6 protein-coding genes are annotated in these 14,930 nt (G+C 43.9%); all 6 read left to right on the top strand.

Annotation, left to right across the window (positions count from 1 at the left end):
• Positions 1–203: 203 nt before the first annotated feature.
• The 6 genes from HQN90_RS15320 (at position 204) to HQN90_RS15295 (ending at position 14,921) form a co-directional block, all read left to right on the top strand.
• The gene (locus tag HQN90_RS15320; protein ID WP_173220123.1) at positions 204–2,552 is read left to right on the top strand and encodes an AraC family transcriptional regulator; all 2,349 of its coding nucleotides are present in this window, start codon (positions 204–206) and stop codon (positions 2,550–2,552) included.
• Between the two features lie 222 nt (positions 2,553–2,774).
• Complete coding sequence (locus HQN90_RS15315) at positions 2,775–3,695, top strand: ABC transporter permease (protein ID WP_338042327.1); 921 nt, start codon at positions 2,775–2,777, stop codon at positions 3,693–3,695.
• A gap of 19 nt (positions 3,696–3,714) precedes the next feature.
• Positions 3,715–4,602 carry a carbohydrate ABC transporter permease gene (locus HQN90_RS15310; protein ID WP_173220117.1) on the top strand — a complete coding sequence of 296 codons (888 nt, stop codon included), beginning with the start codon at positions 3,715–3,717 and terminating at the stop codon, positions 4,600–4,602.
• Between the two features lie 56 nt (positions 4,603–4,658).
• On the top strand, positions 4,659–6,206 hold the full coding sequence (locus tag HQN90_RS15305; protein ID WP_173220114.1) for an ABC transporter substrate-binding protein: 1,548 nt from the start codon (positions 4,659–4,661) through the stop codon (positions 6,204–6,206).
• A gap of 398 nt (positions 6,207–6,604) precedes the next feature.
• A complete protein-coding gene (locus HQN90_RS15300; RefSeq protein ID WP_173220111.1) occupies positions 6,605–10,627 on the top strand; it encodes a discoidin domain-containing protein in 4,023 nt (1,340 codons plus the stop codon).
• A 277-nt stretch (positions 10,628–10,904) separates the two neighbouring features.
• The gene (locus HQN90_RS15295) at positions 10,905–14,921 is read left to right on the top strand and encodes a discoidin domain-containing protein (RefSeq protein WP_173220108.1); all 4,017 of its coding nucleotides are present in this window, start codon (positions 10,905–10,907) and stop codon (positions 14,919–14,921) included.
• Positions 14,922–14,930 lie beyond the last annotated feature (9 nt).

Below are 14,930 nucleotides of genomic sequence, written 5' to 3'. Positions count from 1 at the left end.
TATTAGCAGGATATCTGACCTCTATGTTGAGGAAAGGTATCCTGTTTTCCTATGAAATTTAGTGACATTGGAGATATAACTTGATATTTTTTTTTATTTTGATGAGAATTATCGGAATATTAAAATAGTGTTGGTTTATAAATCTATGAATGCTAAAATTTAACTGATTTCATATTGGGGATTGAATGTAGGGGGGATGAAGATTGAAAATAGCGAAAAAGTTGGGTTCAAAAAAATATTTAGCCCGCATCTACTTATGGTTCGCTTCGTTAATTTTACTAGTGACTGCTATTTTATCGAGTGTCGTTTACTATAACGTCCAGGAAAAGGTTCTTGAGAGCGAATACAAGAATAGCCAAAAGCTTCTTGCTCAGACCAAATACAATATGGAAAATTTAAATAATATGGCTCGTAATCTAATTTTGTCGACTTACAACAATAACGATGTTAGGTCATTAATGTATTTGAATGATAACGAGACTTTCGATTATATGAATATTATAAACAAGCTGAAAAGCTCCGTTGTTTGGAGCAATTCGTTCGTCCACTCGGTATACATTTATAACAATAACAAGCAGATAAATTACTCCACATTCGGCGAATTTGTTCATCATGACACAGAGTGGGAGAAACTTTTGCAATTGCATGGGGGGGCTTTACCACCGCTCAAGCCGATTTTCCGGGAAATGAATGTGAGTCTCGACTCACAGCATGTTCAAAAAGAAAATGTACTTACATATGTAATGTATGAACTGACCGACGAGATGGGCCGTATGGATGGAGCCGTCATTATTAATATCAAATTAGAGTGGTTGTTCGATAATATCCAAACGATAAACAATGTTGAAGCGGAGCAGCTTAGTAAAATGTTCATTCTCAGTGACAAGCGCGATTTCATTGAAGTGAGTCAGGAATCGTCTGAGGAAGGAACTAAGCTGGAAGCTTTATTAAAAGAAAAATATGAATCTTTGGGGGAAACAGGAAACTACTTCACGGTAAAATTGGACGGTACTAAGTATTTGGCTGCGTATATCGCGGTTGATCATACCGGGTGGGTTTTGTTTAAAACGGTTCCTTACGATGAAGCGTACGTTTATTTAAATAAACTAAGAACCAGCATTATTATCATAACCGTCATTGTTCTGCTTGTGTCGCTATTAGTTCTTTTGCAAGTATCGAGAGGGATCTACAAGCCTGTCGAACAATTGGTTTCCCAGCTTCGTTCGAACCATTTATTCGGCGAGCAAATTGGAGCTTCGAAGGATGAGTTTATTTTCTTACAGGACGTTTACAGGAATTCCGCAAATCAACTGGGACAGTTCCAACTAGAGAGAGTCTCCAATCAACAACATAGAAAAAACCGCTTTTTAAGCAAGTGGGTATTAAACAGCCTATCGGTTTCCCAAGACGAATTTGAATTATTCAGCAAAGAGTACAAGCTTCCTTTCCGGCAGGAGCAAAACTTTATGATCTGTGTACTTAAATTTGATGATTATAAGAGCCTGACTGAAAAAAAGCTGGAAGAGAAAGAGATCTTGGTTTTCGCGATAATGAACATCGCTTTGGAATCTGTAAGCAAGGTATGTCTGGCAGAAGCAGTTGACTTGCGCGACGATCATGTTGCATTGATTCTACAGGCGGATATGCCGGTAGATATGTTGAAGGAGTCCATTTTACTGCAAATTCAGGAGTGCCAGATCTATTTGCGGCAGCGCTATAATCTGTCGATTACAGCATCGCTAAGTGTCAGTGTCATAGACCATACCTACTTAACAACGGCATATCAACAGGCGCTCTATGTATCCATGTATCGGTTCTTCTCCGGTAAAATGTCGTTGTTGACACAAGATTACATCACACAATTGGGCCAGATTCCCTCGATGGACCGGGTCTTGGAGCTTGAAAATCAACTGCTCGAACAAGTGCGCAATGCTAACTATCGAGGGGCAACCGATAAACTGGCTGTTCTGTTGGACGAAGTGAAAAAGTTGGAATACAGTGACATGATGTTGTCCTTGCTGCATACTGTGAACCAATTTAAGTATCTCGTTTATGAATTGAATAAGACCCGTCAAACACCTGTCAAAGTAAATGCTATTTTGATGAGCAAAGAACTGCTGGAAATAGAAACGATTACCGAATTTCAGATTAAATTAATGGAAGTGATTTATGAAGTTACGAGTAATAATGAGGCACAAAGTCAACAAGTCTCTGATGAAACGACCAAAGCGATCCGTATCGAGCAATTGATCAGCGAACGATATGCAGACATGAATCTGGGGGCTGCAGAGATCGCTCTGATCGTAGGAGTATCCGCCTCCAAGATCGGTAAGCTTTTCAAGTCATATAAACAAATGTCTATTCCTGATTATATCAACCGTGTTCGCTTGGAGAAGGCTGTTGAATGGATGGAAAATTCGCAATTGACGATACAAGATATTATTCATAAAGTCGGTTTTGAAAATGAAAGCTATTTTTATAAAGTGTTTAAAGCCAAATTTGGCACAACTCCCCGTGAGTTTATTGCTAAACGAGCTAAGGAACGAATGTGAGGAGCAAGACCGTTTACGTAAGTGTAGGCCACCCAGACCTTGCTGCGTAGCGGTTTTTTTGTATATCGATAAAAAAATGCAGTCATGGTAAGGGGGAAATCGAAAAAGTACGGTCGCCGAAACAGTTGGAAATAAAATGAGCAGTATACGGTTCCTTAACCTATGCTTTACGTTTGGGGTGTCAATCAAGCCGAGAGATTAATTTACCGAAGGAGTGGAACTGTGATTGCACTAAAGAAAGAGCTAACCTATTTGAGAAAAAACAAAAGCTTGTTTCTCATCTCACTTCCGGCACTGTTGTTTGTTTTTGTTTTCTCATACTTGCCGATGTTTGGGGCTGTGCTGGCGTTCAAGGATTTTAACTATGCTAAGGGGATTTGGGGAAGTGATTGGGCGGGTCTGGACAACTTTAGATTTTTCTTCACATCCCAGGATGCACTCAGAGTAACGCGCAATACGCTGGTGCTGAACGCTTTATTCATTATTATCGGACTGGCGGCCTCGGTCTTATTCGGAATTTTGTTAGCTGAGCTTGGAAGAAAAGCAGTGAGAGTTTTTCAAACCGTACTCTTTTTCCCTTATTTTTTATCCTGGGTAGTCGTGGGTTATCTCACGTACATCCTTCTCAATCCTACTTACGGTGCCGTCAATAAACTGCTGGAATGGCTGAATATATCGCCGGTTGATTGGTACTCTGATCCTAAGTACTGGCCAGTTATCCTGGTGCTCACGTATCTATGGAAAAATGTTGGCTATACGGCAATTATTTTCTATACCGGCTTGATGTCAATTGATCCAAGTTATTATGAGGCAGCTGCCATCGATGGTGCATCCAGGTTTCAACAGATCTTGCGTGTTTCGTATCCGCTAATTGTGCCCCTGGTACTGCTGCTTTTCATGCTGAATGTGGGCAAGATCTTCTTTTCCGATTTTGGCTTGTTTTATTTTGTTCCCCGCAACGCAGGAGCCTTATATGCCACTACTGATGTTATCGATACCTACGTATATCGTTCTCTGAGAGTCGTAGGAGATATTGGCATGGCATCGGCTGCGGGACTATATCAATCGTTTGTCGGGCTTGTGCTTGTCCTTATAACGAATCGAATCGTCAAAAAAATCGACAGCGAGAGCGCGTTGTTTTAGCCTGAAGGGGGAGATAGCTATGCCGATTCGAAGTCGAGCGCAGCAATGGTTTCAAGGTTTAAATCATTTGTTTTTCATATTAACTTCAATTGTGACTGTAATTCCGCTTATCTATGTGCTGTCCGTGTCCTTAACCTCCGATTCAGATATCGCTCATTATGGTTACAGCCTCATTCCTGAGCATATCACAGGCAAGGCATATACTTACCTGCTGCAAACTCCAAAACAGTTAATCAATGCTTATGTCATTACGATTATTGTTACGGTTGTGGGTACCATTTTGAGCCTCGTTCTAACAACCACTGTTGCTTACGTCATGACACGCAGAGATTACCGATACCACCGCATTACGACGTTTTATGTTTTCTTTACAATGCTTTTTAATGGCGGTCTTGTGCCTACCTACATGGTTATGACCAAGATTCTGCATTTACAGGATACGATATTTGCGTTATTCCTGCCCTATGGTGTAAGCGCATGGTTTGCCATGCTCATGCGTGGGTTCCTGATGGGTATGCCGTTCGAGGTCGTTGAATCGGCAAAAATAGATGGGGCAAGCGAGTTGCGAATATTCGCTGGCATCATAGTGCCGTTGTCCAAACCAGCATTGGCTACGGTTGGGTTATTTTACGCACTGGGCTATTGGAATGATTGGTGGTTGGCGATGCTTTATATTTCGGATGCCAATCTCATTCCCCTGCAGTATCTATTGCAAAGTATCATGTCCAATCTGGAACATTTGACCAGTCATATGCAGGCGGGACTAAATATTAATTTGGATCAAATTCCAGGCGAATCTGCACGCATGGCTATTGCTGTCCTGGCAATAGGACCGATGATGTTCGTGTTTCCTTTCTTTCAGAAATACATTGTTAGAGGTCTGACACTAGGTGCAGTCAAAGGTTAGGTTGTTACACTCATTTGGGTGTTCAATAATATAGAAAAAATTAGGGAGGCAAAGAAATGAAAACAAGAAAGTTGAAATCGACCCCGCTTGTATTAGCTACACTTCTGTTAGGTTCGGTCATGGTCGCAGGTTGCGGTAAAGCGGTGGACACCCCTTCATCTCCTTCACCAGCTGCCAAAGAAACAATGGCTACAGGAACAGAGACTAAGAAACTTGACGCGGTGACGCTCAAATGGTATCTGCCTCAGGGAGCTTTCCCGGATTCTAAGGCAGTATTCGCAGAGATGAGTAAAATTACAAAAGAAAAGATTAATGCAGATCTTGATATTCAATTCGTAGATTGGGGGAATTATGATCAAAAAATGCAAGCGGTGCTTGCATCAGGCGAAAATGTAGATCTGATGTACACATCGAATTGGACGAATGATTATGTGTCTGCAGTGAACAAAGGCGCTTATCTAGATGTCACGGATCTGCTCAAGAAGTATGGTACGAACATTTTGAAACAGGTACCTGAAAAAGCATGGGAAGCCCCTAAAATTAACGGCAAATTGTATGGCATTATTAATACGCAGGTTCTGGCGAGAACACCAGGCATGCTTATCAATAAAACGTACGCGGATAAATACGGCTTTGATCCGTCGAAAGCCAAAAAGATTGAAGATTTGACGCCATTCTTGGAAAAAGTAGCCGCTGGCGAGAAAGACAAATATGCATTTCGCGTGAAAGGCAACGACGATCAACTTAGTTATATTGGGACTGCGCTTGGCATTGAGTACTTCGCTGACACGAATCCAGGCGTGTTTCTGATCAATGACAACGATACGAAGATCGTCAATCTCTTTGAGACAAAGGAGTATGTGAACTTCCTGAAGCTAATGCATGAGTGGTATCAAAAAGGCATTATCCGCAAAGATGCGCCGACAATTACGGATCTTGACGCGGATGAGAAGGCAGGAAAGTATATAACAAGAACAGCCGTTTTGAACCCTGATGTACCAGCTAACCAAGCTGATCGTTACGGCAATGGGAAGCCGGAAAACGTCCTAACCACACAATTTTCTGCCCCTTATATGAGTACTGGTTCCATTATTGGCACTTTGACAGCTATTCCGCGAACGTCAAAAAATCCGGAACGGGCTATGATGTTTTATGATTTGATGTATTCCGATGCTAAGCTATTTAATCTTATGAACTATGGCATTGAAGATAAGCACTACAAAAAAACAGGTGAAGATTTGATTGAAATTATCCCGAACAGTGGTTACAATGTCGCTTCGGGTTGGGAATACGGCAATATGTTTAACTCTTATCGTACGAGCCCATTACAACCCAAATGGTTCCCGGTAGGTCCGGATATGAACAATTCTGCAGTCTTGTCCAAAGTGCTGGGCTTCAGCTTTGACCCTTCCAAGGTGAAAAGCGAGCTGGCGCAATGCGCCTCCGCTATTAGCGAATTTAAAGCGGGGCTGATTACCGGAGCGCTTGATCCTGATACTACGTTGCCGAAATTAAATGAAAAGCTGAAAAAAGCAGGCATGGATAAGCTGTTGGCTGAAATGCAAACGCAAATTGATGCGTGGAAAGTAGCAAATAAAAAGTAAGTTTTAAGAAGTGGCGGGGGTAGTATTACCTTCGTCATTTCTTAATTTAAGAATTGAAAATTACCACATTTATACTATTATTCAAATGCTTGTTTTTATCTTGATGGTTTTCAATAAAAAGTACAGAATATCGACGGTTTCAGATAAAAAATGAGCAGTATACGTGCGCTAGATTACTTGATTATATTGAATTTGTAAACGCTGATTGCTTGGGAAATAAGAATTGGAGGTGAGTGCATGTTAGCAGTTAGCAGACCCCCGTGGAGGAGTGATAATGCATCTATTGTAAAAGTAATTATAGGCTAGCTACTACAATGCACTAAAGGTTAGTGCTTCTTTCTGCAGGTTGTGTATGGGCTAGAAGTCGACTTCAGCAGACCCAAAACAGGAGGTTTTTTATGTTCAACAGTCATCGTATTGCGAAACTCGCTTTCAGGAAAACAGTTGCTGGTCTATTGGCGGCAAGCGTGTTCGTTTCTCTTCAAACAAATTTCGTCTTAGCAGCGCCAAACGAGCAATCATTGACCAAATTGCCGGGTGTTGTTGTAACAGCGAGCAGCGAGTTTAATGGCATGAAAGCAATTAGAACGATAGACGGAAACGTTTCTGGAGATGCCTATACCTGGACATCCAATCATAATGTAAGTCCGCATTGGCTGAAGATTCAGCTTCCATCCGACAAAACGATATCCAAATATGTCCTTCACCACAATGGGGTTTTTGGAAATAAGAGTTTAAATGGTTGGAGCTTCAACGTAAGTGTAAGCACGGACAATGTCAACTGGACTCAGGTGGATCAGGTGGAGGGCAACATCTACGATGTCACGCAGCGTACGTTGGCAGCGCCTGTTACGGCCCGTTATTTTAAAGTGGAATATGTCACCCCGGAGCAACCACTAGGACAATCTGCGGGTAGTATGGAAGCTCGTCTGGCCGAAGTTGAGCTGTTTAGCGGCAGCGATGCTGTGAGCAATTTATACAACAGGAATCCGGTCATTACGTTAAATGATCGAACACTCGGCTACACAGGCGATCCAGTCAATTGGTACACAAACGGAGCAACCACTCCAATTGCGTACAAGAGCGAAAATGCCGATTACACACAAATTCCGTTTACCTATATGTACAAGCGGCATGGCGTGACCGAAGCTTTCACAGAAGCACCTCCCTCCCAAATCGGACAGTATGAGGTCAAGGCTAAATTTGCTGGGAATGACACGTATAACAGCGCTGAGAGCAATGTTGCCCTCCTTTCTATCACCAAAGCAGCCATTCAACTCTCCCTTGATAGTCAATCCTTTACGTATACAGGAAGAAATGTTCCGATGGTAGGGACCGTGGTATATCCCATCAAGGTTCCTTATATTTACAAATACAAAGCGCTTACACCGGGTGCGACATGGAGAAATTCAGCTCCAACTGATGTAGGAACCTATATGGTCAAAGCGGTATTTGCGGGAAGTGATGTAGCTTTGCCTGCTGAGAGCAATGAAACGACGCTGACGATCCTTCCGGCCTCTGCGCAAACCAATTGGTCGGAACTGAGTACGCTCCTTTCAGGACTGACGGAAAAACAAACTGTTGAAGATAACAGCATTAACATTAAAGGCGGTAAGTATTTGGCTGCGAGCATGCTAATGGGCAATGGAACGTTCGGCGTTATCTCCGATGCCAAGAAAAATCAACAAAGTTATTTCCTTTCCAGCGGGGATGCTTTCGGAAGTTCAAAACTTGTGAATGCTCAGTTGACTTTTGCAAACGGAGATCCCATTGTGCCAGTTCCATCACCTCCGTCTCAAAATTTGTTTACATTTAATTCTTCAAGCTCTTCGCCTAGTGAACCACCAGAGGAAATCTATAACCGAGCGGTAGGCAATGCATTTGATTCGAATGAGCGTACGGAATGGCTTTCTACGACACAAAAAGTGTCGCAAACAACCGGAGTGCCCCGTCCTCTGGAGAAGTGGGTCAGTGTTCAAGGAAGCCAGCCGTTTACTTTCAACAAGATCGAAATCAAACATCATAGTCTGCTTTTTCCTGATGAGGCGAAGTACAATCTCTATAATTATGATATTCAAACTTCCAATAATGGAACAGCTTGGACCACGATTAAAAGTGTCACTGGCAGTGTATATTCGTCTGTCTATTCGAATACGTTTGATTTTGCTTCGCCGATTACCGCCAAATACTTGAGGGTGTACACAACGACACCTGTGAATCCGCTATATGAAACGCTGCATTTCCCCAAAGATATGACTTCCGCGCGCATTACAGATATTAATTTGTATAACAACGGCACCAATGTGATTAATCCGCCCAAAGTGAATGACGGAAGCTTCTCACACGAACGCGATATGTTGAATGCCGAAATCCGCAGCAAAATGAAGTATAACAGCAATTTGGTCAGCTACCAGACCTGGACGGCAGACGACCAGAATGCGATGTTTACGAATGTTACGTTGGACAGCTCATCTACCGGTCCACAAAAAGTGAATATCCAATTGACGAGTCCGGTACTTGCCGGAGTGACCAATACAGCGGGAACCGACGGCAATGCCATATGGTTGACCAGACACGACGAATCGGGATTTGTTTTCCGGGGAGCAACAGCAACCAAAGTGATCCAGGGCAACTATCAGATGGGAGCGAACAACACCATTGTCTTGACCCTAAATCCCGGCGAGACGGCGAAAATCGCTACCGTGTTGTATACGCACAGCGGACTGAAACAACCTGAAGGAACCAACACGATCTTCGTCACCAAAGATATCACGACCGTGAAAAATATCGCTGTACAGAAGTTAAATGCCGTAACGGAAGCATCGATCAATACAGCCCGTTCCTTTCACCTGAACTGGTGGAAAAGTTATTGGTTGAAGTCGTATGTGAAATTAGCCGACTCGGTCATCCAAAATTACTATTTCACTAGTCTTTATATTCTGGGCAGTGGGATTCGTCAAACGCCTGATTGGGCCGAGCAGCCGAATGTGGTCGGAGGTTTGACCGGCCTGTTCGTGACGAATGATAATGCAGCAGCCGACGGCAATGCCGTGTTGAACTATAACTATGAAGCACCGTTCTATGGTGTGCATTCCAGTAATCGGACGGATATGCTTCAGCCTTATTACGCAGATGTTGTGAATGGTTTAAGTTATTGGCAGCATGAAACGGCTGACAGAGGATATCAAGGCGTTCAGACCGGCAGACAACATAGACAATTAAGGGCTTTCTACGGAATGATGGATCCTGTGCCGGTTGCAAATGAAAAAAATCCCCGACTGTCCAGCGACCAAAAAACAAATGTCCTTCTCTATACGCGGGCATTGCTGTGGGATTGGCAGTACAACAGAAATGATGAAGATTTGAGACGATTTATTTATCCTTCCATTAAACAGACCATACAGTTCTACGTTGATTTTGTGGTCAAAAAAGAAGATGGTAAATACTGGGTTGAATATAGTGCGAATAACGAAGGGGGTTGGAACGTTAATGCCTCCATGGACATGGGCTACATCCGAACAACATTCAGAGATTATATGGAAATGGCGCAGCGCTTAAATGTCGATGCGGATCTGGTCGCCAAATGTCAGGAGATCCTTGCCAATTTGGCACCGATTCCGACAAGTACGAACAACCCGACGACCGTTAGCAAATTAGCCGGGCTTGGCTTTAGTAACAACAAGGAGATTTTTGTGGGAGGCGTTGAGAGCTATAACGCGATTCAAGATAGAGTATATGATTTGCCGTGGGCATCTTACATCTCGAGCAACAACCAGCCTGTTGTCCTGGAAGGCTCCGTTCATCCGAGTGAACTGATCCATATCGGTTCGGACCCTGCCATGCTTCAGATTGCCAAGGATACCTTCGAGTACGGCGACTATTTAAATCCGCATACGAATGGCGGCGCAGCCAATGGTTTTCCTAAATCGTACACGATTGCCGCAAGATTAGGATATAAAGCGGATCAGTTAACCGATATACTCCATAGAAACCTGAGCATGAATATCTATAGCAATAATTTCTACGAAGGCGAAAATTTTGAAGCTACCGGTACGCTGGAGAGTGTCAACAGCATGCTGCTTCAGAATGAATTGACCGATATGGAAGGCGGAACCTTCGAAATGCGCCTATTCCCGGCGTGGAGCAAAAACTACGATGCCAAATTCGTCACCTTGCGCGCGAAAAACGCATTCCGGGTTTCGAGCGAATTGAAAAACGGGAAAGTGCTGTCAGCCGAAATTATCAGCGAAGCGGGTAAACCAGTCACTTTAGTATCTCCGTGGGCGAACGGTATCGTTGTCAAAGACAACAACGGTAATACGGTCCCTGCAACGCAAGGCACGACGAGACATACCAATGAGGTTGCATATACATTCAACACCGTTGTCAATGGCACATACACGATTACAGAAAAACCATAATCGTGTAATGAATATGTAAGGAAAAGACGCTTCCATCCTACTTCTATTTTTGGTTTGGAGGCGTTTTTGCCCAAGATTCGGATTTGCAAAAAAGGCAAGATGAGATTCATCAGAAGGCTGGAAGGAGGTGAGGTTAGGTATCCAGGATACGAAGATGAAAATGGTCGTATCGAATGAAGTTTGGCTGTTGTGTTGATGTTTATTGCTTCTTTGGCGTTGACGGGCTGAGGCGCTTTCAAGCGAACCTCGGCGGCACCTTAATAAAGGAGGCTATTCTGTGATCAAAACAAATCGATTCGTCCAACTGGCCGTAAGGAAATTGATTGCCTGTGGAGTAGCAGCATGCTTGCTCTCATCTCTTCAAACAAATTTCGTATTTGCGTCGCCGAATGAGCAATCATTGACCAGGTTGCCGGGTGTTGTGGTAACGGCGAGCAGTGAGTGGAATGGCATGAAGGCCGTCAGAACGATAGATGGGAGCGTCTCGGGCGCTATCTCTACCTGGACTTCTAACCATAATGTTAGGCCGCATTGGCTGAAAGTTCAGTTTCCCTCAGATAAGACGATCTCCAAATATGTGCTTCACCACAATGGGGTAATTGGAGACAAGGGCTTAAATCCTCTAAGCTTCAAAGTGAGCGTAAGTACGGACGATGTCAACTGGACTCAAGTGGATCAGGTGGATAAAAACATCTATGATGTCACGCAGCGTACACTTGCAGCGCCTGTTACCGCCCGTTATTTTAAAGTAGAATATGGCACCCCGGAGCAATCTTTAGGACAAGCAGCAGGCGGTATGGAAGCTCGTCTGGCTGAAATTGAGCTCTTCAGCAGCAGCGATGCCGTGAGTACATTGTATAACAGGGATCCAGTCATAACCTTGAATAATCGGACAGTCGGTTACACGGGCGATCCAATCAACTGGTATACGGATGGCGCAACCGCTCCAATCGCTTACAAGGGAGGCGCTGACTATACCCAAGTTCCCTATTCGTATCTGTATAAAAAGCATGGCGTGACAGAAGCTTTTACGACAACTGCCCCATCCCAAATCGGCCAATATGACGTAAAGGCTACTTTTGCAGGGAATGAGACGTATAACAGCGCGGTGAGCAATGTCGCCCTTCTCACGATAACCAAAGCAACCGTCAACCTTTCTCTGGAGAGCAAGTCCTACACGTATACAGGAGTGAATGTTCCGATGACAGGGGCTGTTTCGTATCCAATACAGGTGCCCTATATTTACAAATATAAAGCGCTTACGCTGGGTGCAACATGGAGAAGTGCTCCTCCGATAGACATCGGTACGTATATGGTTAAGGCTGATTTTGCCGGAAATAGTGTGGCTCTCCCTTCTGAAAGCAATGAAACGACGATGAGTATCGTTCCAGCATCAGCGGAAGTCAATTGGCCTGAATTGAATACACTCTTGTCCGGACTTACGGCTATACAATCGACTCAAGTGGACACGGGTATTAACAACAAATATATGAATTCGGGCATGCTGATGGGCAATGGAACCTTCGGTGTCGTCTCCGATGCCTTGAAAAATCAGCAAAGCTATTTCCTTGCCAGCGGCAATGCCTGGGCTGGTAAAAAAATCATGAATGCCAGATTAACATTTGCAAATGGTGACCCCATTGTTCCAGTGCCTCCGAGTCCAAAACCTCCATTTACATTCGACTCCTCTAATTCCTCTGGAGATAATGAGGCGAATCCGCAAAATTATAGTCCCTCCTATGCCTTTGATTCGAATGAGGGCACGGAGTGGATATCTTTTACGCAAAAAGTTTCCCAAACAACCGGATTGCCGCGTCCTTTGCCAAAATGGGTCAGTGTTCAAGGAAGAGATCCATTTACATTCAACAAGATCGTAATCAAGCATCATAGTGTACTTTTTCCAGATGAAACGAAGTATAACCTCTATGACTATGATATCCAAACATCAAATAATGGGACCAGTTGGACGACGATAAAGAGCGTGACCGGCAGTGTGTATGCGTCTGTTTATAGCAATACGTTTGATTTTGCTGCGCCTATCACCGCCAAATACTTAAGGGTGTACACAACGACACCTGTAGACCCCCAATATGCAACGCTGCATTTCCCCAATGATATGACCTCCGCGCGTATTACGGATATTGATTTGTATAATAACGGCGCCAATGTAATCAATCCTCCTAAGACGAATAACGGACGATTCTCGCACGAACGCGATATTTTGAATGCCGAAATCCGCAGCAAAATGGAGTATAACAGTAATTTGGTCAGTTACAAGACTTGGGTCGCGGATGACCAGAACACCATGTTTACGAATGTGACCTTGGATAGCACTGCTGCGGGTCCGCAAAAAGTCAAAATTCAATTGACGAGCCCGGAAACTAGCGGCGTCACGAATGCTGGCGGAACCGACGGAAATGCGATTTGGCTGACGCGAGATAATGAAAGCGGATTTGTTTTCCGGGGAGCAACGGCAACCAAAGTGATCGCGGGTAACTATCAGATGGGAGCGGGCAACACCATTGTGTTAACGCTGAATCCGGGAGAGACGGCGAAAATTGCTACCGTGTTGTATACGCACAGTGGATTGAAAGGGCCGCAAGGAACTGGTTCTATCCTCGTTACCAAAGATATAACGACTGTGAAAAATACCGCTGTACAGAAATTAAATGCTATAACGGAAGCATCGATTGATACAGCTCGTGCTTATCATCTGAATTGGTGGAAAAATTATTGGTTGAAATCGTATGTGAAATTAGCCGACCCGGTCATACAAAATTACTACTACACAACGCTTTATATACTGGGCTCCGCCATTCGTCAAACGCCGGATTGGGCCGAGCAGCCGAATGTAGTAGGTGGTTTGAACGGTTTATTCAATACGAATGATAATTCAGCAGCCGATGGTCATGCCGTTTTGAACTATAACTATGAAGCGCCATTCTACGGGGTACATTCCAGTAACCGCACAGATATGCTTCAGCCCTATTACGCGGATCTCGTGAATTCTTTAAGTTTTGAGCAAAAAAGAACGGCGGATAGGGGGTATCAGGGTGCTCAAGCCGACAGGCATACGCTGCCAATAATGGCCTACTACGGAATGTTGGATCCTGCCCCGATTGCAAGCGAAAAGATCCCTCAATTGTCAAGTGACCAAAAGACAAACGTCGCTTTGTTCACCCGTGCCTTAGAATGGGATTGGCTGTACAACAGGGATGAAGAAGATCTGAAGAGGTTTATTTATCCCGCTATCAAAAAAGTGGTGCAATTTTACTGTGATTTTGTAGTCAAGAAAGAGGACGGTAAATACTGGGTATATAATAGCGCAAATAATGAAGGAGGATGGAACGTCAATGCTTCCATGGATATGGGTTATATCCGATCAACATTCAGAGATTATATGGAAATGGCGCAGCGATTAAATGTAGATGCGGATTTGGTTGCTAAATGCCAGGAGGTACTTGCCAATCTGGCTCCGATTCCGACAAGCACGAACAACCCGACTACCGTAAGTCAATTGGCCGCACTTGGTTTTAACCACAACAAAGAGATTTTTGTTGGCGGCGTTGAGAGCAGCAACCCCATTCAAGTGAAATACTACGATTTACCGTGGGCAGCTCAGATCTCGAATAACAACCAGCCTGTTGTCATGGAAGGTTCCGTTCATCCGAGTGAATTGATCAACATAGGGTCAGATCCTGCGCTTCTTCAAATTGCCAAGGATACCTTCGATTATGGCGATTATTTTAATCCCCATTTCAATGGCGGGACACTCAATGGATTCTCCAAATCGTATACCATTGCCGCGAGATTAGGAGTTGATGCGGATAAATTAACCAATGCACTCCATAGAACGCTGAACATGATCTACAATAGCAAGAAGTTCTACGACAGCGGAGCCTCTTATGAAAATAGCGGTGCGCTTGAAAGTGTTAACAGCATGCTGCTGCAGAACGAATTAAATGACATTTCTGGAGGAACGTTCGAGATGCGTCTATTCCCGGCATGGAGTAAAAACGTTGATGCCAAATTTGTTACCTTGCGTGCGAAAAATGCATTCCGTGTTTCTAGTGAACTGAAAAACGGAAAGGTGCTGTCAGCCGAAATCATCAGTGACGCTGGTAAATCAGTGACCTTGGTATCACCTTGGGCGAATGGCATCGTTGTCAAAGACAAAAACGGCAATACGGTCCCTGCAACGCAAGGCACTACGAGACATACCAATGAGGTTGCCTACACGTTCAACACCGTTGTCAATGGCGTGTATACGATTACCGAAGCAATTGCGAACTAGCGCGTATTA

This window comes from Paenibacillus alba (assembly GCF_013204855.1).
Taxonomy (GTDB): domain Bacteria; phylum Bacillota; class Bacilli; order Paenibacillales; family NBRC-103111; genus Paenibacillus_E; species Paenibacillus_E alba.
This window is presented reverse-complemented; position numbering and strand designations above follow the sequence as displayed.

Excerpts from the sequence above, each read along its gene's own strand:
- HQN90_RS15310 (WP_173220117.1), top strand. The coding sequence starts at position 3,715 with ATGCCGATTCGAAGTCGAGCGCAGCAATGGTTTCAAGGTTTAAATCAT.
- HQN90_RS15305 (WP_173220114.1), top strand. The coding sequence starts at position 4,659 with ATGAAAACAAGAAAGTTGAAATCGACCCCGCTTGTATTAGCTACACTT.
- HQN90_RS15300 (WP_173220111.1), top strand. The coding sequence starts at position 6,605 with ATGTTCAACAGTCATCGTATTGCGAAACTCGCTTTCAGGAAAACAGTT.